The 23288-nt window shown below is 62.5% G+C and carries 15 protein-coding genes and 1 pseudogene; 12 read left to right on the top strand and 4 right to left on the bottom strand.

Annotation, left to right across the window (positions count from 1 at the left end):
- Positions 1-52 precede the first annotated feature (52 nt).
- On the bottom strand, positions 53-484 hold the full coding sequence (locus DR039_RS00175; protein ID WP_111835403.1) for a PaaI family thioesterase: 432 nt from the start codon (positions 482-484) through the stop codon (positions 53-55).
- A 17-nt stretch (positions 485-501) separates the two neighbouring features.
- Here DR039_RS00175 and polA point away from each other — a divergent pair.
- The 11 genes and pseudogenes from polA (at position 502) to DR039_RS00120 (ending at position 17697) form a co-directional block, all read left to right on the top strand.
- A pseudogene (gene polA / locus DR039_RS00170) lies at positions 502-3320 on the top strand (DNA polymerase I).
- Positions 3321-3588: 268 nt separating this feature from the next.
- Positions 3589-5049 (top strand): 30S ribosomal protein S1, encoded by a 1461-nt coding sequence (gene rpsA / locus DR039_RS00165; protein ID WP_111835402.1) that lies wholly within the window; start codon positions 3589-3591, stop codon positions 5047-5049.
- Between the two features lie 199 nt (positions 5050-5248).
- Positions 5249-5902 (top strand): dephospho-CoA kinase, encoded by a 654-nt coding sequence (coaE, locus tag DR039_RS00160; protein ID WP_170166887.1) that lies wholly within the window; start codon positions 5249-5251, stop codon positions 5900-5902.
- A 93-nt stretch (positions 5903-5995) separates the two neighbouring features.
- Positions 5996-6784 carry a transcriptional initiation protein Tat gene (locus tag DR039_RS00155; RefSeq protein ID WP_111835401.1) on the top strand — a complete coding sequence of 263 codons (789 nt, stop codon included), beginning with the start codon at positions 5996-5998 and terminating at the stop codon, positions 6782-6784.
- Between the two features lie 105 nt (positions 6785-6889).
- On the top strand, positions 6890-8986 hold the full coding sequence (uvrB, locus tag DR039_RS00150; RefSeq protein ID WP_111835400.1) for an excinuclease ABC subunit UvrB: 2097 nt from the start codon (positions 6890-6892) through the stop codon (positions 8984-8986).
- 289 nt (positions 8987-9275) lie between these two features.
- Positions 9276-10268: a TerC/Alx family metal homeostasis membrane protein gene (locus tag DR039_RS00145; RefSeq protein ID WP_111835399.1), complete on the top strand. Its 993-nt coding sequence runs from the start codon at positions 9276-9278 to the stop codon at positions 10266-10268.
- Positions 10269-10272: 4 nt separating this feature from the next.
- Positions 10273-12765 (top strand): HAD-IC family P-type ATPase, encoded by a 2493-nt coding sequence (locus DR039_RS00140; RefSeq protein ID WP_111835398.1) that lies wholly within the window; start codon positions 10273-10275, stop codon positions 12763-12765.
- A gap of 143 nt (positions 12766-12908) precedes the next feature.
- Complete coding sequence (locus DR039_RS00135) at positions 12909-13502, top strand: 2-oxoacid:acceptor oxidoreductase family protein (protein WP_111835397.1); 594 nt, start codon at positions 12909-12911, stop codon at positions 13500-13502.
- Positions 13495-14787 carry a pyruvate ferredoxin oxidoreductase gene (gene porA / locus DR039_RS00130; RefSeq protein WP_111835396.1) on the top strand — a complete coding sequence of 431 codons (1293 nt, stop codon included), beginning with the start codon at positions 13495-13497 and terminating at the stop codon, positions 14785-14787. The genes DR039_RS00135 and porA overlap by 8 nt, the downstream gene beginning before the upstream one ends.
- The gene (locus DR039_RS00125) at positions 14784-16064 is read left to right on the top strand and encodes a thiamine pyrophosphate-dependent enzyme (protein WP_111835395.1); all 1281 of its coding nucleotides are present in this window, start codon (positions 14784-14786) and stop codon (positions 16062-16064) included. The genes porA and DR039_RS00125 overlap by 4 nt, the downstream gene beginning before the upstream one ends.
- 7 nt (positions 16065-16071) lie before the next feature.
- Positions 16072-17697: an NAD(P)-binding protein gene (locus DR039_RS00120; RefSeq protein WP_111835394.1), complete on the top strand. Its 1626-nt coding sequence runs from the start codon at positions 16072-16074 to the stop codon at positions 17695-17697.
- Between the two features lie 97 nt (positions 17698-17794).
- On the opposite strand, the gene DR039_RS00115 is transcribed toward DR039_RS00120, so the two are convergent.
- Complete coding sequence (locus DR039_RS00115; RefSeq protein ID WP_111835393.1) at positions 17795-18079, bottom strand: YciI family protein; 285 nt, start codon at positions 18077-18079, stop codon at positions 17795-17797.
- 161 nt (positions 18080-18240) lie between these two features.
- On the opposite strand from DR039_RS00115, the gene uvrA reads away from it, so the two are divergent.
- Positions 18241-21087, top strand: coding sequence for an excinuclease ABC subunit UvrA (gene uvrA, locus DR039_RS00110; protein WP_111835392.1), 2847 nt, complete (start codon positions 18241-18243; stop codon positions 21085-21087).
- Here uvrA and DR039_RS11015 read toward each other — a convergent pair.
- Together DR039_RS11015 and DR039_RS00100 are read right to left on the bottom strand one after the other, a co-directional pair.
- On the bottom strand, positions 21079-21999 hold the full coding sequence (locus DR039_RS11015; RefSeq protein WP_126622258.1) for a hypothetical protein: 921 nt from the start codon (positions 21997-21999) through the stop codon (positions 21079-21081). The two genes, uvrA and DR039_RS11015, sit on opposite strands and share 9 nt — an antisense overlap.
- On the bottom strand, positions 21944-23182 hold the full coding sequence (locus tag DR039_RS00100; RefSeq protein WP_111835390.1) for a DUF2339 domain-containing protein: 1239 nt from the start codon (positions 23180-23182) through the stop codon (positions 21944-21946). Before DR039_RS00100 ends, DR039_RS11015 begins: the two co-directional genes overlap by 56 nt.
- Between the last annotated feature and the right edge of the window lie 106 nt (positions 23183-23288).

The raw sequence follows: 23288 nt of genomic DNA, 5'->3' as shown, positions 1-23288 counted from the left end.
CGGCGCTCAATAGGCCCAGAGCTGTTTGTGGCCAAGACCGCGCAGCAGCGGCTCAAACGAACAAACTCCGCAGCCGACCCGTCGCACTGAGGCGTCCCTGGCTGTCCACCACATCTACCGTGTAAAGCGCGCTGCGGCGCCCCAGATGCACGGGCACCGCCGTAGCTGTCACTTCACCCATACGCACTGGCCGCAGGTGCGAGACCGTCAGCTCGGCTCCCACCGGCACCGTGCCCTCAGGAGCCGCTTCTCGCGCCGCCACCGAGGCCGCCGTCTCAATCACCGCGGCAGTGGCGCCGCCATGCAGGATTCCAATCACCTGTAGAGCGCCTGCAACCGGCATGCGCACCACGGTGCGCTGCGCTCCTCGCTCCAACACCTCCATGCGCAAGGTCTCCATTAAGGTACCTGCCTCCGCCTGCGCCCAGTCGGGAAGGGCGCCAGATTCCGCGGGGGAGGAAAGGGGCTGCTCACTGCTGCTCATGCCCGTAGGCTGGCACGGTGAGCCAGATGAAAACCAGCCCGGAAACCGTTCCGCCGAGCACTGACGCCGCCACCAAGCCGGTCAGACTCCTGTTGATCGATGGCCACTCCATGGCCTTCCGCGCCTTCTATGCCCTGCCGGTGGAGAACTTCACCACCTCCACGGGCCAAGCTACTAATGCGGTGCACGGCTTCACCTCCATGTTTCTGTCCCTGCTCGATTCCGAGGCGCCCACCCACGTGGCTGTGGCCTTTGACCTGCCCGGCGGCACCTTCCGCACGGAGGAGTACTCCGAGTACAAGGGCACCCGTGACGAGACCCCTCAGCCCTTCATCGGGCAGATTGAGCTGATTCAGGACGTCCTGGCAGCTATGCAAGTGCGTACCTTCACCGCCCCGGGCTATGAGGCGGACGATATCTTGGCCACCCTGGCCCACACCGGGCAGGCGGAGGGCATGGAGGTGTTGATCTGCTCCGGGGACCGGGACACCTTCCAACTGGTTAACGCTGACTGCACGGTCCTTTACCCCATCAAAGGTGTCTCCACGCTGCGCCGTATGACTCCTCAGGAGGTCCAGGAGCGCTACGGCGTCACCCCTGAGCGCTATCCGCACTTGGCTGCTCTAGTAGGGGAGACCAGCGACAACCTCCCGGGCGTGCCCGGCGTAGGCCCCAAAACTGCCGCCAAATGGATCAACCAGTACGACGGCCTCGACGGCGTGCTGGCCAATGCGGAGAACATCAAAGGCAAAGCCGGGGAGAACCTACGTGCCCATCTAGATGACGTGCGTCGTAACCGCCACCTAAACGCGCTGCTCACCGATCTGGAACTGGGTGTCAGCCCCCAGCAGGACCTGCGCCTGACTGGGGCTGACCGCCACGCCGTTCAAGAAGTCTTTGAGAAGCTTGAGTTCCGCACTCTGGCTGAGCGTGCCAGCCGAATCTTGAGCTTCACCGATCTGGCTGACCAGGCTCCGGAGGACGCTGAGGAGGAACAGTCACTTGCAGCCCGGCTTAGTAGCCTGCCCGTCGCTGTGCTCGGCCAAGACGTCAAAGCCAGCACTCTGGAGGCCTGGCTTAAGGCCAAGCTGGGGTGGGCAGCGGCAGCAGAGGCAGGCAGCCTCAAAGGCCTTGGCGTAGACGTCGTCGGCTCGGCACACCCAGGCGCAGGTGATGCCAATATCATCGCGATCAGCGATGGCCAGCAGGCCTTGGTGGCCGACACTGCCAACCTGCAGCCACAGGATGAGGCGGCTCTGGAACAGCTTCTAGGCGGCCACCACCCAGAGAAGGTAGTCACGGATGCCAAGGCAGCGTGGCACCGGCTGCGCGGCCGAGGCTTCAACCTGGACCTGAGCGGCTTCGACCCGGGCATCGCTGGCTATCTCTGCCGCCCTGAGCAGCGCAGCTACGACGTCGAGGCCTTAGCACAGCGCTGGCTGGGTATCGACCCTTCAGCCCTCGGAGCCGATAACACGCAAGCCCAGGGGGCTTTCGATCTGGAGGCTCTCAGCGCTGATACCGTCCCCGCCACCCTGCTCGCCAGCGCCCGCCGAGCTGCCCTGCAATTGCCGCTGCGCCAGGCCTTATTGGCTGAACTAAAGCGTCGCGAGGCCGACGGGCTTATGGGTCTTGAAATGCGCGTGTCGGCCGCTTTGGCAGATATGGAGGACGCCGGTATTGCCATAGATCAAGAGGTGTTGGCCGAACGCGAGGCAGAGCTGGACGCGCGCGTCGTGCACGCCCAGACGGAGGCCTATAAGGCCGCTGGTCACGAGCTCAACCTATCCAGCCCCAAGCAACTCCAGACCGTGCTCTTTGACGAGTTGGATATGCCACGCACCCGCAAGACCAAGACCGGTTATACCACTGATGCCGGAGCCTTGACGGAGCTATTTGCTAAGACAGGTCATCCTTTCCTGGAGCACCTGCTGGAGCACCGCGATGCCATCAAACTCCGACAGACGGTTGAAGGGCTGCGCAAAGCCGTGCTTCCAGATGGCCGCATCCACACCACCTTCCAGCAGACCGTGGCGGCCACTGGCCGACTGTCCTCCGCAGAGCCCAATTTGCAGAACATCCCGGCCCGCACTGAGGAAGGTAGGCGTATTCGCGAGGCCTTTGTGAGTGGCAAGGACTACGAGTGCCTGGTTACGGCCGACTACTCCCAGATCGAGATGCGCATCATGGCTCACCTCTCTGAGGACGAGGCGCTGATTAGTGCCTTCAACTCGGGGAGGACTTGCACAGCTACGTGGCGGCCTTGGTCAATGAAATTGAGGTTGAGGACGTCACACCCCAGCAGCGCAACCAGATCAAAGCCATGAGCTACGGGCTGGTCTATGGGCTCTCCGCCTACGGCTTATCCAAGCAGCTGGGCATCTCTACGCCGGAGGCTGCCTCCCTGCAAGAGCGCTACTTTGAGCGCTTTGGCAAAGTTAAGCGCTATCTGGACTCGATTGTGGAGCAGGCGCGTTTGGACGGTTTCACCCAGACCATGTTCGGGCGCCGCCGCTACCTGCCTGACCTCAACAGTGACAACCGTCAACTCCGGGAGATGGCTGAGCGGGCTGCCCTGAATGCCCCGATCCAGGGCAGCGCTGCAGACATCATCAAGCTAGCCATGGCGGAGGTCTGGCAGGCCCTGCCCGAGCAGGCGCCAGGTAGCCGTCTGCTCCTGCAGATTCATGATGAACTCTTGGTGGAGGCTGCACCCGGGCAGGTTGAGGCGGTGGAAGCGGTGCTACGTGAGCGCATGGGAGCCGCCGCTGAACTGGCTGTGCCACTGGAGGTGTCAGTGGGGCGTGGGCACAGCTGGCGAGAGGCCGCGCACTGAGCTTGGTGGGTGTGGCGGCAGGCATAACGACCAAGTAACAGTGCAGCTGTGGCCTTTTCGTGACAGATTGCACGTACTAGCTGACGGTTACTTGAGGCTTCCTACGGCTTACGCATTCGCCTGCGCCTGATAGAGTCGCCTTCGTGCGTCTGTGCGCTCCCTCGGGATCGTACCGTTTAACGAAACCAGTCCGGGCTGGTGCGTATTGACGGAGACGCATGGATTCTGTCCACCCGACCCATCTGTCCGCATTCGGAGCACCCACTCAATGACCACCACCAAGCCCAGCCAGCCGAGCATCGACCCGGTTGCCGTAAACGACATCGGCACTCCCGAGGAGATCCTCGCTGCCGTCGACGAGACCATCAAGTACTTCGATGATGGCGACATCGTCGAGGGCACCGTCGTCAAGGTCGACCACGACGAGGTCCTTCTTGACATCGGCTACAAGACCGAGGGTGTCATCCTCGCTCGTGAGCTGTCCATCAAGCACGACGTCGACCCTGACGAGATCGTCACCGTCGGCGAAGAGATTGAGGCCCTGGTGCTCCAGAAGGAGGACAAAGAGGGTCGTCTGCTCCTGAGCAAGAAGCGTGCGCAGTACGAGCGCGCCTGGGGCACCATCGAGCGCGTCAAGGAAGAGGACGGCGTCGTCACCGGCTCCGTCATCGAGGTGGTCAAGGGTGGTCTCATCCTGGACATCGGCCTGCGTGGCTTCCTGCCCGCCTCCCTGGTTGAGATGCGCCGCGTGCGCGACCTGCAGCCCTACGTGGGCCGCGAGCTCGAGGCCAAGATCATCGAGCTGGACAAGAACCGCAACAACGTGGTGCTCTCCCGCCGCGCCTTCCTGGAGCAGACCCAGTCCGAGGTCCGCACCAACTTCCTGCAGACCCTGCAGAAGGGCCAGGTCCGCTCCGGTGTGGTTTCCTCTATCGTCAACTTTGGTGCCTTCGTGGACCTGGGCGGCGTGGACGGTCTGGTGCACGTCTCCGAGCTGTCTTGGAAGCACATCGACCACCCGTCCGAGGTCGTCGAGGTGGGCCAGGAGGTTACCGTCGAGGTCCTGGACGTCGACTTCGACCGCGAGCGCGTCTCCCTGTCGCTGAAGGCGACCCAGGAAGACCCGTGGCAGGCTTTCGCCCGCACCCACGCCATCGGCCAGGTTGTCCCAGGCAAGGTCACCAAGCTGGTTCCCTTCGGCGCTTTCGTGCGCGTGGAGGACGGCATCGAGGGTCTGGTCCACATCTCCGAGCTGGCTCAGCGCCACGTCGAGGTGCCCGAGCAGGTTGCCAAGGTTGGTGACGAGGTCTTCGTCAAGGTCATCGACATCGACCTGGAGCGCCGTCGCATCTCGCTGTCCCTCAAGCAGGCCAACGAGGGCATTGACCCCAGCTCTGAGGACTTCGACCCGTCCCTCTACGGCATGGCCGCCGAGTACGACGAGCAGGGCAACTACAAGTATCCCGAGGGCTTCGACCCGGAGACCAATGAGTGGCTCGAGGGCTACGAGGCTCAGCGCGAGGCCTGGGAGGCGGAGTATGCCGCTGCCCACGCCCGCTGGGAGTCCCACAAGGCTCAGGTCGCCAAGGCCATGGAGGAGGACGTGGAGACCAGTGAGGCTGCTCCGGCCCCGCAGACCTCTTACTCCTCCGCTGCTCCGGAGGCCTCCGGCACCCTGGCTTCCGACGAGGCTCTCGCAGCTCTGCGCGAGAAGCTGACCGGCAACTGAGGTAGCTGACGACGGCGGGGTCCCGCCGCAACTGCTTAGACGGCCCGCTCACCCAAATGGTGAGCGGGCCGTCGGCTTTGCTGTAGCTCGCGCCAAGGGAAGCCTCGGCCACCCAAGCGGCCTTGTCGCTAAAGGATATTGAGGCTGGCAAGGGTAGCGGAACGGTTTCCAGCTAACTTGGCAGAGTAGCCTGGACGGCATGGTGAGCGAAGGACGCCAGCTCTCTACGGTGGTGGAGGCGAGCCAAAATAACCGGGCACTCCTAGTGGGCCTAACCGGCGGCATTGGCTCCGGCAAATCCACTGTCGCCAGGATGCTGGCCGATAAGGGAGCCTTCGTCGTCGACGCCGATGCCCTAGCGCGCCAGGTGCTCGCGCCAGGCTCCTTGGCTTTGGCAGAGGTCCGGGAGCAGTTCGGTGATCAGGTTTTTTATCCTGACGGCAGCCTGAATCGCGGGGCCTTGGGGCGAGTTGTATTTGCTGACGAAAGCGCCAGGGCCCGACTGGAGGCAATCACTTTGCCGCGGATCTCTGCCGCCGCACAGCAGCGCCTAGCGCAGGCCAGGGTCGGGCAAGTGGCGGTGTATGACGTACCTCTGTTGGTCGAGCAGCGCCTAGCGGAACAGTTCGATGTGGTCGTCGTCGTTGAAGCTAGCGCGGCGAACCGATTGGCGCGACTGGATGCGCGCGGCCTGTCACGTGAAGAGGCGCTGGCCCGCATGGCTAACCAGGCCAGTGACGCGCAACGTCGCGCTGTGGCCGACGTAGTGCTGGACAACTCTGGCACTCTAGCGGCTTTGCAGGAGCAGGTGGACAGGCTATGGGAACGGCTGCAGGGAATATCCAAACCGTAGTCGATAATCCGGGCAGCTTGTCCCATGTCCTTAGGGCGGCGATCCCCTTAGCCTGAGAAGGTGAGCGGCGCCACGCGTTCCTGAGGAGTGAGCATGACCGTTAAGACCCCGATCACCCTGTTTCCTGAGCATTCACCTTTGCTGTTGACGCGGCGTGCCGCGATGGTTGCAGCAGCAGCCTCAGGTGCAGTGCTGCTGACAGGCTGCGGCCCCTCCAGCAGGCAGGACGTGCCCAGCAATCCTACGCAGGCTCCAACTAAGAGCGAGCCAGCAGACGATTCCAAGCATTCACTAGGTCCAGAACCGAAGAAGCCAGTCCTCTATCTCTACCCCGAGGCACCTACCGACCTGGAAGTGCGCCTCGAATACAACGGCCAACTCACCTACTGCTACCCCGAGCCAGAGCGCAGGGGAAAGGTGGCCATCTGGCGGGTCCACGCCGCCACCGATGGCACACTGACAGACGCTTCCGGACGCCACTACCCGAGCCTGTTCTGGGAAGGCAAGAATGCTCCAGCTCTGACCCAAAATGAGGGCTTCGTGGTAGAGACCGGGCAGGAGACAGCCTTTCTTGAGCACAAGTTGGCACTCCTGGGACTGACGCAAAGGGAAGCTGCCGACTTCATCACCTACTGGGCCCCGCAGCTGGCTGCGCGGAGCCGTTCCCTGGTCACCTTTGCCACTGACTGGTACACCCAGGTGGTCCGCTACACCCTGACAGACACGGTGACTGGCGCTGTCATTACACCTGACACCTTTATTCGCGTCTTTATGTTGATTGGCGATGCCCCAGCCGGGGGAGTACCAGAGCAGAATCTCACCACGGCGCCGGAGCGCACTGGCTTCACCGCCGTTGAATGGGGTGGGGCGCTACTGAGCTAACGCCAGGCTGGCGCACTAGCAGGCTCGCGCAGGGGATCCAGAACTGGAGTTGCTGAGAACTAACTGGCGCAGGTTTGTGTCAGGGGTACCGCGTAGCCTGACGCCATGCGACCCGTCACCGACCTGCGCCGCGCTGAAAACCCCTTCGAGGTAATCAGCCCTTACCAACCTTCCGGGGACCAACCCACCGCAATCGCTGAGCTCACCGAGCGGCTCAAGGCGGGGGAGAAGGACATCGTCCTGCTGGGAGCAACCGGCACGGGCAAATCAGCCACCACCGCCTGGCTGGTAGAGCAGGTGCAGCGGCCCACGCTTATCTTGGAGCCCAACAAGACCCTGGCGGCCCAGATGGCGGCTGAGTTCCGAGAGCTGCTGCCAAACAACGCCGTCGAATACTTCGTCTCCTACTACGACTACTACCAGCCTGAGGCCTACGTACCCCAGACGGATACCTTCATCGAAAAAGACTCCTCCATCAATGATGAGGTGGAGCGGCTGCGTCACTCAGCCACAAACTCCCTGCTCACGCGCCGCGACGTCGTGGTGGTCTCCTCCGTCTCCTGCATTTACGGTCTGGGCACCCCCCAGGAATACGTGGACCGTATGACGCCCCTACATGTGGGCCAGGAAATTGACCGCGACGAGTTGCTGCGCCGCTTCGTGACCATGCAGTACGCGCGCAATGACATCGACTTCACCCGCGGCACCTTCCGTGTGCGCGGGGACACGATCGAGATCATTCCCATGTATGAGGAGTTGGCGATCCGCATTGAGATGTTTGGCGACGAGATTGAGGCCTTAGCCACCCTGCACCCCGTCACCGGGGAGGTAATCGGTACCACCAACCAGGTCTTTGTCTTCCCGGCCTCTCACTATGTGGCCGGCCCCGAACGCATGGAGCAAGCCATAAACGGTATCCAGGTAGAGCTGGCCGCTCGCCTCCAGGAGCTGGAACGCACCGGGAAACTCCTGGAAGCCCAACGCCTGCGCATGCGCACAACCTATGACCTAGAGATGCTCCAGCAGATCGGTATTTGCTCTGGTGTGGAGAACTACTCGCTGCACATTGACGGCCGTGAGAAGGGCACGCCTCCCAACACCCTCCTGGACTATTTCCCTGAGGACTTCCTGCTGGTCATTGATGAGTCGCACGTCACCGTGCCGCAGATCGGTGCCATGCACGAAGGGGACGCCTCACGTAAACGCACCCTGGTGGAGCACGGCTTCCGCCTGCCTAGCGCCCTGGACAACCGGCCCTTGACTTTTGCGGAGTTTGAGGAGCGTGTCGGCCAGACCGTCTACCTGTCCGCCACCCCAGGTGACTACGAGATGCAGCGCTCCGACGGCGTCGTTGAGCAGATCATCCGCCCCACCGGCTTGGTGGACCCCAAGATCGTTGTGAAACCGACCCAAGGGCAGATCGACGACCTGCTGGAGGAAGTGCGCCAACGGGTTGACCAAGACGAGCGTGTGCTGGTCACCACCCTCACCAAGCGCATGGCCGAAGACCTCACCACTTATCTGGCGGAGCGCGGTGTGCGCGTGGAATACCTGCACTCAGATGTGGACACGCTGCGCCGCGTAGAACTCTTACGGGAGTTACGTCTAGGACAGTTTGATGTGCTGGTCGGCATCAACCTGCTGCGTGAAGGACTAGACCTGCCCGAGGTCTCACTAGTGTCCATCCTGGATGCGGATAAGGAGGGCTTCCTGCGCTCCACCCGCTCCCTTATTCAGACCATCGGTCGCGCCGCCCGCAATGTTTCTGGCGAGGTGCATATGTACGCAGATAAGCGGACTGCGGCCATGACTGAGGCCATTGAGGAGACTGAGCGACGCCGCGCCAAGCAGCTCGCTTATAACGCCGAACACGGCATTGATCCGCAGCCGCTGCGCAAGAAGATCGCGGACGTTACCGACATGCTGGCCCGTGAAGACGTGGACACTGCTGAGCTGCTAGGTACCGGTTACCGGGGGCACGAGGAGAACCGTACTCGTGCGGGACGCAAGAAGGCCGCTGAAGCCACCGTTCGTGAACGCCTGGCCGGGGCGGCGCAATCAGACTTAGCGGGCCTAATTGCGGAACTCACTGCCCAGATGCACGCCGCCGCCGAGGACCTGCACTTTGAGTTGGCGGCCCGCTTGCGGGATGAGATCCAGGACCTTAAGAAGGAACTGCGTTCCATGCGCGCTGCTGACTGAGGTAGGCCAGTTTGTTGCCCCTGCCGTAGCCGATTCCACAGGCATGGGAGCCGGGCAAGGCCCTGAGACGGCAACCTGGCCGATAGACTTACCCGGAAAACAACACGGAGGGGAGTACTCCCACCAACAGCGACGTCGTCACCACGGCAGGCCCAACCCGTACGGTAGGCCCCCGGCGTTGCAGGCCAGACCAGCTCAGGCACCACCCTGTAACCAGGTGTGGGCAGGCCAACGGCAGGCATGGCGGGAAGAGACCTCCGGTACCCGACCCGTACCGGAGGTGCATAAAGTGACCGTGACCCCGCTTGCCTGGGGCATCCTCATCCTGCTGGTGGTAATCCTGCTGACCGTGGATTTCATGGGCCACGCTCGCAACCCACACCCGCCGACCATGCGTGAAGCCACCACCTGGACCCTGGGATACGCCACCCTGGCGGTCCTTTATGGCGCTGCCATCTGGTACTTCAGCGGCAGCCTATACGCCCAAGAATTCTACGCGGGCTGGATCACCGAATGGTCGCTGAGCGTGGACAATCTCTTCGTCTTCATCCTGATCCTTCGCGCCTTCAGAGTTCCCCGCGACTTCCAGCAGAAAGCCCTGCTGCTGGGGATCATCATCGCTCTGGTCTTCCGCTTCGCCTTCATCCTGATGGGCGCCGCCCTTATCGAGCATTTCAGCTGGGTCTTCTACATCTTTGGTGCTTTCCTCATCTACACCGCTATCAAGCAGGTCATGGATGCAGGCCCCGAAGAGCACGATGATGAGGAGGAGGCCGCAAACTTTGTGGACAACGGCGTCACTCGCCTGGTGCGCCGCATTTGGCCCACCACTGACGGCTTCGTCGGAAACCGCCTAATCCACCGGCACGGTGGCCGCACCCTCATCACTCCGCTGCTAATCGTGGTGATCGCCCTGGGATCAGCAGACCTCATGTTCGCATTCGACTCCATACCCGCGATCTTCGGACTCACGCAGGAGCCCTTCCTGGTCTTCTCCGCCACCGCCTTCTCTCTGCTGGGCCTGCGGCAACTCTTCTTCCTGATCGACGGCCTGCTGGAGCGCCTGGTGTTCCTGCCCTACGGCTTGGGGGTCATCCTGGGCTTCATCGGCTTGAAACTCATCAACCATGCGCTGCACGAGAACGAGTTGCCCTTCATCAACGGTGGACAGCCGGTGCTCGCTATTCCAGAGCCTTCCACCGCCGTCTCACTAGGTGTGATCGTGGTGACTTTGGTGATTGTCACCGTCGCCTCTCTGGTCCGGACGCGGAAGCTAGTCTGAGCACATGACGACGACTTCGGCAGAATTGCAGGGATTGAGCCCGGCAGAAGTAGCGGAGCGTGTGGCTGATGGCCGCACCAACGCCTACAAGGAACGCACCTCCCGCTCTGCCGCGCAGATCCTGCGCTCTAATGTCTTGACCATCTTCAACGCCATACTGGGGGCGGCGCTGGTAGTGGTGCTGCTAGTGGGCAACTGGCGTGACGCCCTCTTCGGGTTTGTGCTTGTGCTCAACACCGCCACCGGCACTATTGCCGAGATCCGCGCCAAACGGGCTCTGGACCGCCTGGCAGTTCTGGAGGCCCCCCGCGCTCACGTGATCCGCGCGGGACAGGAGACAGAGATCGACGTCGCTGAGATCGTCCTAGACGACGTGCTCCACCTCCGTTCGGGCCAGCAAATCCCGGCTGACGCCGCGGTCTTGGAGTCCAGTGGCCTGGAGGTAGACGAGTCGATTCTTACCGGGGAATCTGTGGCTGTGCGCCCGCAATCTGGAGGCCGGGTGATGTCTGGTACCACCGTCACCGCGGGCAGCGCGCTGGTGCGTGCGACTGCTGTCGGCGCAGACTCCTACGCCCATCGGCTAGCCCGCGAAGCACGCCGCTACTCCACCGTGACCTCTGAGCTGCAGGAAGGCACCAACCGGGTGCTGCGCTGGATCTCCTGGGTGATCGTGCCAGTGGCCCTGGTGTTGGTCTGGTCGCAGATGCGGCAGGCTGGGGGAGTGGATCAAGCCCTCAGCACAGGGCAGTGGCGGATCGCTCTAGTAGCTGGCATCGCTGGGGTTGTTGGCATGGTCCCGCAAGGATTGGTGCTGCTCACTTCCGTCAACTTTGCCACTGCCGCCATGAAACTCGCCCGCCAGCGCGTTCTCGTGCAGGAGCTTCCGGCAGTGGAGGTCTTGGCGCGTGTGGACACGCTCTGCCTGGACAAGACCGGCACTATCACCACGGGGGGCATCACCCTTACACAGGTGCAGCCACTTGGCAGCGACGGTACAGCTACCTCTGGTGAAAGCCTGCCAGCCGCGATGGTCTCCGCATTGGCGGCTCTGTCTAGCGGGGACGCTAAGAATGCCACCGCTCAGGCCATTGCCGAAGGGCTGGCCGGGGGAGTGCTGGGGGAGGCAGCTAAGCAGCCTGCTTCCGTGCCGGAGTCCGCCGTGCCTTTCTCCTCGGCCCGCAAATGGTCTGCTGTGCGCCAAGAGGGCACCACCTGGGTCATGGGGGCGCCAGAGATTGTGCTCGGGGCTTGCCTCAACCAACAGGCCGCTAACACCGCTCTGCACGCCGTTTTGGAATTTGCCGACGGCGGGGCTCGCGTGGTCGCCCTGGCCCGTTCACCGCAGTGCTGTGAGACTCCTGAAGATGGTGATGCCATGCTCCCCGGGGGCCTGGAGCCAGCCGCCCTGGTGATCCTCAGCGAGCAGGTGCGGTCCGATGCCCCCCAGACCCTGGCCTACTTCCGTGAACAGGGTGTGCGCGCCAAAGTCATCTCGGGTGACAACCCCACCACTGTGGTCGCTGTGGCCCGTCGCGCTGGACTCACGCGTGAAGACGGCGGAGAACTAAAGTCCATGGACGCGCGGCAACTGCCTCAGGACGAGTCCGCACCGGAGGCTGCCGCGGTGCTCAGCCAAGCTCTGAAAGAGGCCGATGTGCTGGGGCGGGTCACGCCGGAGCAGAAGCGTGCCTTTGTGCGAGTGCTTAAGGCCGACGGGCACGTCGTCGCCATGACCGGTGATGGCGTAAACGACGCCCTAGCCCTCAAGGACGCTGACCTGGGCATTGCCATGGGCAACGGTGCCCCGGCCACCAAAGCCGTGGCTCGGCTAGTGCTCCTCAACGGTGAGTTTGCGGCTCTGCCTGGCGTGGTGGCGGAAGGACGGCGGGTTATGGCCAACACCGAGCGTATCGCCTCCCTATTCCTCTCGAAGACCGTCTACGCCAGCCTTATTGCCCTGGTGGTCTCCTTGACCGCTATCGCTTATCCCTTCCTGCCGCGCCAGCTCACTATCGTGTCTTCCTTGACGATCGGGATTCCTGCTTTCATTTTGGCTCTGGCTCCATCTCGGCGCCGATATCACGAAGGATTCCTGGCTCGAGTTTTGAGCCTGGCGGTGCCTGCAGGATTGGTGGCTGGCGGCTGTACCTTGGCGGCGCACACCTGGCTCAGCCTGTCTGGGGCGAGCGAGTCGCAGGTAACTACTGGTTCAACCCTGGTGTTGGTGGCCTGTGGTTTGGCGCTGCTGACGCTTACTGCCCGGCCTTTGCTGGGCTGGCGGCTGGGCTTGATCTTGACTATGGGCGGCCTGGCTGTGTTGGGAGTGGTGTTGCCCGGTGCGCGGAGGTTCTTCCTGCTGGACTGGCCCACAGCTAACACCTGGATCATTGTGGGTGTCATGACTGGCTGCACTTTGGCTGGAATGAGCTTGGTGTCCATGCTGCGCGGCCGGGTAGAAGCCCGGCTAGGGGCAAAGGTCGTCGAACACCCATAGATGTAGTTTCCGTTATACGAGGCGTGCGTATTGGGAAGGTGGGACACCAACTTTCCCCCGCTGCAGTCAGCCCTAAACCGCGGCATTCCGCAGAACCATCCTGAACCAGGGCGCCAAAGCTCACTGGCGCTTAGCGTCGGCACATGGTCGAAGTGAGAATCCACGGTCGCGGAGGTCAAGGCGTCGTCACCGCCTCAGACCTGCTTGCGATGGCAGCCTTCACAGATGGGCATCACGCTCAAGCCTTCCCCTCATTCGGATCAGAACGCACCGGCGCACCCGTCGTGTCCTTCTGCCGAATCACCGACGCGGAAATCCGCACCCGCGAACCCGTCCTAGAACCAGACCTAATCATCGTGCAGGACCCCACCCTGCTCGCAGTTATGGACGTCTTTGCCGGCCTCAAAGCAGACGGCTACGCCCTAATCAACTCCGGCAAGAACCTCGCAGAACTGGGCTTGACACGCCTGCTAGAAGGCCGCCCCGCCGGTCGCGTAGTGACCATCCCTGCCTTTGAAATCGCGAAGGCGCACCTAGGGCGGCCGGTCCCCAACGTCGTCATGCTGGCTGGTGCCGCAGCGCTTACCGGACTCATTCGGCTGGACTCAATGGCGGAAGCGATCCGCAAACGCTTCCCAGGAAAGATCGGTGAGGCCAACGTAAAGGCCGCCACCATCGCCTACGACCTAGTCAAGGCACAGACCCAAAGCCCCCGGGAGGAGCAGCCCCATGCGTGAGCAAATCGAAGGTTCACAGGCCGTAGCAAAGGCCGTTGCCGCCTGCCACCCGGGCGTCATCGCCGCCTACCCCATCAGCCCTCAGACCCACATTGTCGAGGCCCTGTCCGCCCTCGTGAAGCAAGGCCGCCTGAGCGGCTGCGAATACATCAACGTGGAGTCAGAGTTTGCGGCTATGTCCGCCTGCATTGGCGCCTCCGCCGTCGGAGCCCGCACCTACACGGCAACCGCCTCTCAAGGCCTGCTCTTTATGGTTGAGGCCGTCTACAACGCCTCAGGCCTGGGGCTGCCAATCGTCATGACGGTCGCCAACCGCGCCATCGGCGCACCCATCAATATCTGGAACGACCACACGGATGCCATGAGCCAACGCGACTCCGGCTGGCTCCAGCTCTACGCGGAAACCAACCAAGAAGCGGCAGACCTGCATGTCCAGGCCTTCCGCATCGCCGAGGAGCTCTCCCTGCCCGTCATGGTCTGCATGGATGGCTTCGTCCTCACGCACGCCATGGAGACCGTGGACGTGCCAGAGGAAGCTCAAGTGGCTGAGTTCCTGCCGCCCTACGAACCCCGCCAGGTACTAGACCCAGCCAATCCGGTGTCTATCGGGGCGATGGTTGGCCCGGAGGCCTATACGGAAGTCCGCTACCTTGCCCACCACCGCCAACTCCAGGCCCTCGACCTCATTCCCCGGGTCCAAAAGGACTTCGAAGCAGTATTCGGCCGCGACTCCGGGGGCCTGGTACGCCCCTACAAGCTAGAAGATGCTGAGACGGTGATCGTGGCACTGGGCTCCATGCTCGGCACCATCAAAGATGTCGTGGACGAGCGCCGCGAAGGCGGAGAAAAGCTGGGCGTGCTAGGCATCTGCTCTTTCCGCCCCTTCCCCTCAGAGGCAGTCCGTGAGGCCCTCAGCGGGTGTAAGCGCTTTGTCAATATTGAGAAGGCCTTCTCGGTGGGCATCGGCGGAATCGTCTCCTCCCACTGCCGTTCCGCAGTGCGCGGCCTGAGCCTAGACAACTATGAGGTAGTGGCAGGCCTGGGCGGACGCCCCATCACTAAGGCCTCACTGCATGAAATGTTGGACCAGTTAGCTGCTGGCGAGCTGCTCTTCCAGACCTTCCTGGACCTAGACGAGGAACTGGTGCAGCGCGAACTGGAGCGCGAAGCTAGCTCCCGCCGCAGTGGCCCAACCGCCGAGAACATTATGCGCGACTCACAAGCACGCACCGACGCTGTGCTAAGCGCGGCACCCAAGCCCAATAGCGGGGAGGAGACTCTATGAACGCCGTCGAGTTAGGGATCCTGGAGGTCCGGGAGACCCAGATTCCTGCCCGTGAGCAGGTGAAGTTCTACCAGGTCGGCTCCTACGCCGTCGGCAACCGACTAGCTGAGGAACAACTGCGGTCCATCCAATCCGATCCACACCGCTTCAACACGCTCACCTCCGGGCACCGCGCTTGCCAAGGCTGCGGTGAAGCCCTGGGGGCCCGATACGCCCTGGACTCCGCCATGGCGGCTACTGGCGGTGACCTGGTCTCAGTCAATGCCACCGGCTGCCTGGAGGTCTTCTCCACGCCCTACCCGGAGTCCGCCTGGACGGTCCCCTGGCTGCACTCCCTATTCGGCAATGCCCCCGCAGTCGCTGCTGGTGCTGCTGCCGGATTGCGCTCCCTGGGAAAGGCCACGCGAGTGGTAGCTCAAGGGGGCGACGGCGGCACCGTGGATATTGGCATGGGTTGCCTCTCCGGCATGTTTGAGCGCAACGACGACGTGCTCTACATCTGCTACGACAACGAGGCCTATATGAACACCGGGGTGCAGCGCTCCGGGGCGACCCCGCCTACTGCCCGCACCGCAACCACTCAGCCCGTCGGGCCACAGCCCGGCAATGAGTTCGGCCAGGGGAAGGACATGGCGCGTATCGCCATGGCCCACGAAATCCCCTACGTAGCCACTGCCACGGTCGCTGACCTCCGGGACCTGGAATACAAGGTCACCAAAGCCATGAGCATGCACGGCGCCCGCTATATCCACGTGCTGGTGCCCTGCCCACTGGGTTGGGGCTCCGCCTCAAATATCACCGTGAAACTTGCCCGGCTAGCTACACAGACTGGACTATTCCCCGTCTTTGAGGCTGAAGGCGGGGAGATCACCTCCGTGATGAAGATCCGCCGCCCAGCTCCGGTGGAGGAATACCTGCGACCACAGCGACGTTTCGCGCACCTGTTCAAGGGAGCCGGACAGCCGGAGGTTTTGGCGCGCCTGCAAGCCGTGGCAGACCGGAACATCCGCCGCTACGGCCTAATCGAAGAGGAAAACCTGGACCCGGACGTACTAGAGCGCGTGCTGGCGGCCCCCAAGGACCCAGAGGGCCGCTATAACGCGATCCTCCACGCAGCCGCCCAAACCAAGCAAGGCCGAGCGGAGACCCTCCCAGCCACCGCTGAACAGGATTCCTCTGAGGTCTGGGGCCTGAATCGCCGCCCGGCACCCGAGACTCGGCCCTCGCTGCACGGCGAGGCCAATAAGCCAAGCAGCCCCGCTGCGGGACAGGAGTGAGTCGACTATGAGCAACCCAAAGCAGCCCTTCGCCATCACCCTTAACATTGGCTCCTCCTTGGCGAATGAGACCGGCTCTTGGCGTTCTGAACGCCCCGTTTACGTGGATCTCCTGCCACCGTGCAACAAAGCCTGTCCTTCTGGAGAGAATATCCAGCAGTGGCTGTTCCACGCGGAAGAGGGTGACTATGAATCCGCTTGGCGTCAGATCATGCAGGACAATCCGCTGCCCGCCACTATGGGGCGGGTCTGCTACCACCCCTGTGAGACTGCCTGCAATCGCGTGCAGGTGGATGAGGCTGTGGGCATCAACGCCATCGAGCGTTTCCTGGGGGACAAGGCCCTCGCTGAAGGCTGGCGCGTAGCGCAGACGGCCCCTGAGTCCGGCAAGCGTGTGCTTATCGTCGGGGCTGGACCATCTGGCCTCTCCGCCGCCTATCACCTGCGTCTAGCTGGGCACACCGTACACGTGAAGGAAGCTGGCCCGATGTGGGGCGGCATGATGCGTTTTGGCATTCCCTCCTACCGCCTGCCTCGCAATATTTTGGACGCTGAAGTCCAGCGCATCCAGGACCTGGGCGTCACCTTCGAGTTCAACACCAAAGTGGAGAACGTGGAGACTGAGGTCGACTCCTGGGATGCAATCTTCCTAGCAGTTGGAGCGCATATCGGCCGCCGTGCCTATATCCCAGCGGCAGCGACAGCCAAGGTCATGGACGCGGTCTCTGTGCTGGCGAATGTCGAGTCTGGAGACCAGCCGCTGCTGGGACGACGCGTCGTCGTCTATGGCGGCGGCAACACCGCCATTGACATGGCCCGCACCGCTAAGCGCCTGGGCGCGGAAGAAGCCGTCATCGTTTACCGCCGCACTCGCGACCGCATGCCTGCCCACGACTCCGAGGTCCTAGAGGCTGAAGAGGAAGGCATCATGATGCGCTGGTTGTCCACCGTGAAGCACGTGGATGGTGAGTCACTCACCATCGAAAAAATGGAGCTGGATGAAAACGGCTTCCCGCAGCCCACCGGTGAGTTTGAAGAACTCGGTGCGGACTCGCTGATCATGGCCCTGGGCCAGGAAGCAGACCTGTCGCTAATTGAAAATGCCCAGGGCATCGAGATCGACGACGGCGTCGTCAAAGTCAATGACCAGATGATGACCAGCCTGCAAGGCGTCTTCGCTGGCGGTGACATGGTGCCCTCGGAACGCACCGTCACGGTAGCAATCGGCCACGGTAAGAAGGCCTCCCGCTACATCGACGCTTACCTGCGTGGCACCACCTACACCCCCGCCCCCAAGCCAGGGGACGCTACCTTTGACCGGATGACTCCCTGGTACTACGCCGACGCGCCCCAACAGGTCCGCAAGAAGCTGGAAGGCGTGCGCCGCGCCTCCAACTTTGACGAGGTGGTGCTGGGCCTAGACGAGGCCTCCGCCGTCTTTGAAGCGCGCCGCTGTATGAGCTGCGGCAACTGCTTTGGCTGCGACAACTGCTTTGGCGTCTGCCCAGACAATGCCATCACTAAGATCCGGCCCACGGAGTACGAGTTTAAGTACGACTACTGCAAGGGTTGTGGGGTCTGTGTGGAGGAGTGCCCCTGCGGCTCAATCTCCATGGTGCCTGAGGAAGTCTGAAGCGCACAGCACACGGGTGGGGCCTGGCCGCTTGTCTGCGACCAGGCCCCACCCGCGTTACTAAGTGTGACGGTGCTGCGCGCGCTAGCGGCTGGGCTCAGGCGAGCACACCAATCACCGGATTCCACTCGCGCGGGAGGCGCTCAGCGATGAAACCAGCCTGGTTGAAGGGGTCTTCCTCTAGCAAAGCCAGCGCATCAGCGGCGTCCTCAGCGCGCACCACGATGAGCGCGTCGTGGGTGCCTACGTAAGGGCCTGCGGCAAGCAGTTTGTCCTGCTTGGCTAACTCTCCGTTGAAGGCCCGGTGACTGGGGCGCACCTCGGCCATTGCCTCGTCCTGATCGGTCACGTAGCGGTACTCCACCGCAAAGATCTTGCTCATAGTGCCAGCGTATCCATCTGCGCTTGACCCCGTGCCGGAACGACGCCGTCGGCGATCTGGAGCATGGCTGTTGTGCTGAAGTGAGGGGAGTGGCGAAGACCTCCCCGCCACCTGTCGAACACCTGTTTGAAGGCTTAAGTATGCCGCCTAGACTCGGACAGGTGAACGACTCACTCATCATCCGTGGCGCACGCGAACACAACCTCAAAGGCGTGGACTTAGACCTCCCGCGCGGAAAGATGATCGTCTTCTCCGGCCTTTCCGGCTCCGGCAAGTCCTCCCTGGCCTTCGACACGATTTTTGCGGAGGGCCAGCGGCGCTACGTCGAATCCCTGTCTTCCTACGCCCGTCAATTCCTGGGGCAGATGGACAAGCCTGATGTTGACTTCATCGAAGGGCTGTCCCCAGCAGTCTCGATTGACCAGAAGTCCACCTCCCGCAACCCCCGCTCCACGGTTGGCACCATCACGGAGGTCTACGACTACCTCCGCCTCCTTTACGCACGTGCTGGAGTGCAGCACTGCCCCGTCTGCGACGAGGTGATCGCCTCCCAGACGCCCCAGCAGATCGTGGACCGCGTCCGGGAACTGCCCGAGGGCACCCGTTTCCAGGTACTCGCACCGGTGGTACGTGGTCGCAAAGGCGAGTACTCGGAGTTATTTGAGGAGCTGCGAGGCCGTGGCTTCACTCGCGTGCGCGTGGATGGAGAGAATGCCCGCCTGGACGCACCTCCCACCTTGGAGAAGAAACTCAAGCACAATATTGAGGTGGTGGTGGATCGCCTAGTGGTCCGCGAAGGCATGCGCCAGCGTCTCACCGACTCCGTAGAGACCGCCTTGGGGCTGGCAGATGGCCTGCTCATCGTGGATCAAGTGGATCGAGACCCGGAGGATCCTGAACGCGAGACCCGCTTCTCCGAGAAACGCGCCTGCCCCAACCAGCATCCCCTGCAGCTGGACGAGATGGAGCCGCGTACCTTCTCTTTCAACGCCCCCTACGGTGCCTGCCCCAGCTGCACCGGCTTGGGCTCCCGCCTGGAAGTGGACCCCGAGCTGGTTGTCCCAGACGAAGAGCTCAGCCTGGCTGAGGGGGCGATCGCCCCTTGGGCTAGTCACCAGGACTACTTCACGCGCCAACTTAAGGCTCTTGGAGAAGAGCTTGGCTTCAGCGTGGACTCACCCTGGCGGGCCCTGCCCGAGCGCGCCAAAGAGGCGATCTTGCGTGGCAAGGACTATGAGGTGAAGGTCAAGTACCGCAACCGCTGGGGCCGCGAACGCGTTTACTCCTCAGGCTTTGAAGGCGTGCTGGACTACGTCCTGCGCAAACACGACGAGACCGAGTCCGAGTGGTCTAAGGAGCGCTACCAGGCATATATGCGGGAGGTGCCCTGCCCGGAGTGCTCCGGTGCTCGCCTTAAGCCCGAGGTACTGGCGGTGCGCGTAGGAGATATCTCCATCGCTGCGCTATGCGAGCTGTCCATCATTGAGGCCCACGATTTCCTGCGTGACCTGCGACTGACCGGCCAAGCGGCACAGATCGCCGGATCTGTGCTTACCGAAATCAACACCCGCCTGGGCTTCCTGGTGGACGTGGGCTTGGACTATCTGAGTCTGTCCCGGGCTGCCGGCACTCTTTCCGGTGGGGAGGCGCAGCGCATCCGCTTGGCCACTCAGATTGGTTCGGGCCTGGTGGGTGTGCTCTACGTGCTGGATGAGCCCAGTATTGGCCTGCACCAGCGGGACAATGCTCGCCTAATCGAGACCCTGGTGAAGCTCCGCGACTTGGGTAACACGCTGATCGTTGTGGAGCACGATGAGGACACCCTGCGTGCCGCTGATTGGCTGGTGGATATTGGCCCTGGGGCGGGGGAGAAGGGCGGAGAGATTGTTTACTCCGGTGAACTGGCTGGGCTGCTGGAGTGCGAGCGCTCCTGCACCGGTGATTACCTGGCAGGTCGTCGCGAGATTACGGTGCCCACTGAGCGACGCCGTCGCGAGAAGGGGCGCGAGGTTACCGTGGTGGGGGCGCGGGAGAACAACCTCCAGAACGTCACCGTTTCCTTTCCACTAGGCCTTTTTACTGCGGTTACCGGCGTGTCTGGTTCCGGGAAGTCTTCATTGGTCAACGCGATCCTCTACCAGGTACTTGCTAACCGCCTGAACGGTGCCCGTGGGGTGCCAGGCCGCCACAAGACCGTTAAGGGCTTGGAGCATTTGGACAAGGTGGTGCATGTGGACCAGTCGCCCATTGGCCGCACCCCGCGCTCCAACCCGGCTACTTACACGGGCGTTTGGGACCATATTCGCAAGATCTTTGCGGCCGTGCCCGAGTCCAAGGTGCGCGGTTACGGTCCTGGGCGTTTCTCCTTTAATGTCAAGGGAGGACGTTGTGAGTCCTGCAAGGGTGACGGCACGCTCAAGATTGAGATGAACTTCCTGCCGGACGTTTACGTCCCCTGTGAGGTTTGCCAGGGCGCCCGTTATAACCGCGAGACCCTGGAGATTCGCTACAAAGACAAAACCGTCGCAGATGTCCTGGACTTGACCATCGCGCAGGCAGCCGAATTTTTCTCGGCTACCCCGATTATCGCGCGGCACCTAAACACCCTGGTAGAGGTGGGGCTTGGTTATGTGCGCTTAGGACAACCCGCCACCACTCTTTCCGGTGGCGAGGCGCAGCGTGTCAAGCTGGCTACCGAGCTGCAGCGCCGCTCCACTGGCCGCACCGTCTACGTGCTGGACGAGCCGACAACCGGCCTGCACTTTGAAGACATCCGCAAGCTCCTCCAAGTGCTGCAGGGTCTGGTGGACAAGGGCAACACGGTGATCGTGATCGAACACAACCTGGACGTGATTGCTAACGCCGACTGGGTGGTGGATATGGGCCCAGAGGGTGGCAAAGGCGGTGGCACCGTGGTGGCCACTGGCACCCCGGAGCAGGTGGCAGGGCACGCCGCCTCCCACACTGGAGCCTTCCTTAAGCCTTTGCTCTTGAAGACCTCAGCCTGAAGGCAGGGTCCTGCAGCAGGCGGGGGGCTCAACCCTGCCTGGGCGCGGGTGGATACCATCCCGTTGGGCGGGTGTGCCTGTGCCAGGAAGCTCACCGCGGAAACGCAACTGCAGCAGCCCTAGCGGGGTGCTGTGTGAACTAAACAATCCCAGGTAGACCAAGGCTAGGAGAAGCACAGAGGCCAGCGCCGCAGTGCAGAGCAGCTGATTGCGCAAGCTGAGCCGCAGCACTCCTACAAAGAGCAAGGGCACCACAGTCACCAGCGCCAGTGCAATCAGGTACTTGGCTGCTTGCAGCCAAGCCTCACGGTTCTTCGCAGCAGCGCTATCTCGCGTTTGTGGCCTTGCCAAGAACGGATCAGCAGACTGCCCGTTGGGTTCCGGCATCGGCCTGCCGTAGGGCGTTTTACCTTGGGAATTGGGCCCGGCTGGAGGACCGTCAGCGCGGCTGGCCTTCCCCACACTGCGCGGAGCAACTGCGGGCAGCATTCCTTCAGCCACCAGCGCCAGCGCCACCAGAATCACCGCCCCTGCTAGCGCTGAGGCCCGGGTGCTCGTTTCGCTAAAAATAGCCTTGCCCATGAGAAACGCTGCGGCTCCAGCGGCCGCACTGGCCCAAGGATGATCCTGGCGAGCACAAATGATCGTGGCGGGAACGATGAGTATGGCGACCAAAGCGGCCAGGCGGGGCTCTTTGAGCAGGCCCAAAGTGTCGAGGACCAGGGTGGTAGCCAGCAGAACTGGAGAAATTCGCTGTAACCAACCCTGGGGCCAAGTCGGAAGCGCACAACTGGTGACTGCCAGCGCGTGGAGGACTAGAACACCTGCGATTAGGACCGTTCCTAGGTTCGCTAGTTCAGACCTGAGGACAGACGCTTGGGCGAAGAACACTGCGGCGACGCTCGTCGTCACTGCCCATTCCAGACCTGCAATAGCCTTCCAGCCACGGTTCCACAACTGTGAACCGTCGAGAACCGTCTGCACATAGACAAGCAGCACCGGCACCAATGCCACCAGCAGGCCAGCAGTATGCGACTGATCGAGCAAGGTGGTGAGCGGCGTCGCAAGCACCGCCGCCGACGTCGTCGCACGCGCAGTGCTTGGATACCAGGCCGCCCAAGGCAGGTCCCGGAAACGGCGCGACAACAGAACCGTCATGATGCCTAGGCCAAGCAATATAGACAGCTACCAAAGTCCAGACAACCAGGGCACTTTCCGGCTTGGTAGAGGCATGCCAGGCAGCGAAGCCAATGGTGATTATCGCGCCAACCATGGAGACAACGGCAGAGAAAACCTGCTTCACAAAGCCGGAGACCAGCAGCAAGGCGAAAGACCACAGGACCATCAGAGCAAATGCCGGATAGGTGGGAATCACGCCGTGCAGCAGCACCCCACCAATAATGGCTATAAAGCCAAGGGCCCCACCGGTGCCGGTGATGGTAGCTGCGGCCACCTGCTGGCGCGGTTTGGCCTTGGCCAGCCAGGCGCCCAGCCCCACCAGCAGCACCGCCAGCACACCCAAACCACCGATTTTGAGCAGATCCGGGATCTGGTCCCATACCAAGGCGATCAGGCTGACCGCAGACAAGACCACGAGTAAGGCGGCGGCAATGGACAGGAGGTATCGGCCCAGATTTCCTTCAGAGCTGGCCCTAGTCGCAACCTGAGTGGCGCTGCCAGGCAGCGGACCTTGAGGCGGTGTTGACGGATCAGCAAACCGGTTCATAGCGGGCACTGTGGCAGCCTGAGGCACTCGGGCAGCCCCAGGTCCTGCTGGAGCATCCACAGGCTTTGCTGCTACCTCTGGACGCGACGGGGCCGGGTGGGAAGCAACGGGCTGGAGGCTCGCTGGCTGCTGTTGGTCCTGGGCAGAGGGTGCACTGGGCGGCTTAAAGGCGGGCGGCAAGTCTGCGGGCAGGCTCTCAGCTGCCTTGGGATTTGTCTGCGAGCCTGCAAGATCTGCCGCGCCTTCCGCCTCTGCGCTGCGGGGCTCAGCACCCTGTAGAGGAACCGTCGCATTGGCGGCGATCCAGTCAAGTTTTCGCTCTAACCGCTCCAGACGCCACAGCACTTCATTGAGGCTGGGCTCAGGCATACGCGGCTGGGGGATACCAGGGGAAAGGTCATGGAGGCCTCCAATACTCTGTCTATACAGAATGTAGAGCACTAGGGCGCCACCTGGTTATGGGCATACCACCCCA

The organism is Actinomyces bovis, assembly GCF_900444995.1.
Classification (GTDB): Bacteria; Actinomycetota; Actinomycetes; order Actinomycetales; family Actinomycetaceae; genus Actinomyces; species Actinomyces bovis.
This window is presented reverse-complemented; position numbering and strand designations above follow the sequence as displayed.

Coding starts and splice junctions, on each gene's coding strand:
- DR039_RS00100 (WP_111835390.1), bottom strand. CDS start 23,182: ATGCCTGAGCCCAGCCTCAATGAAGTGCTGTGGCGTCTGGAGCGGTTA.
- rpsA (WP_111835402.1), top strand. CDS start 3,589: ATGACCACCACCAAGCCCAGCCAGCCGAGCATCGACCCGGTTGCCGTA.
- porA (WP_111835396.1), top strand. CDS start 13,495: ATGCGTGAGCAAATCGAAGGTTCACAGGCCGTAGCAAAGGCCGTTGCC.
- DR039_RS00140 (WP_111835398.1), top strand. CDS start 10,273: ATGACGACGACTTCGGCAGAATTGCAGGGATTGAGCCCGGCAGAAGTA.
- DR039_RS00120 (WP_111835394.1), top strand. CDS start 16,072: ATGAGCAACCCAAAGCAGCCCTTCGCCATCACCCTTAACATTGGCTCC.
- DR039_RS00135 (WP_111835397.1), top strand. CDS start 12,909: ATGGTCGAAGTGAGAATCCACGGTCGCGGAGGTCAAGGCGTCGTCACC.
- uvrB (WP_111835400.1), top strand. CDS start 6,890: ATGCGACCCGTCACCGACCTGCGCCGCGCTGAAAACCCCTTCGAGGTA.
- DR039_RS00125 (WP_111835395.1), top strand. CDS start 14,784: ATGAACGCCGTCGAGTTAGGGATCCTGGAGGTCCGGGAGACCCAGATT.
- DR039_RS00175 (WP_111835403.1), bottom strand. CDS start 484: ATGAGCAGCAGTGAGCAGCCCCTTTCCTCCCCCGCGGAATCTGGCGCC.
- DR039_RS00155 (WP_111835401.1), top strand. CDS start 5,996: ATGACCGTTAAGACCCCGATCACCCTGTTTCCTGAGCATTCACCTTTG.
- coaE (WP_170166887.1), top strand. CDS start 5,249: ATGGTGAGCGAAGGACGCCAGCTCTCTACGGTGGTGGAGGCGAGCCAA.
- DR039_RS00115 (WP_111835393.1), bottom strand. CDS start 18,079: ATGAGCAAGATCTTTGCGGTGGAGTACCGCTACGTGACCGATCAGGAC.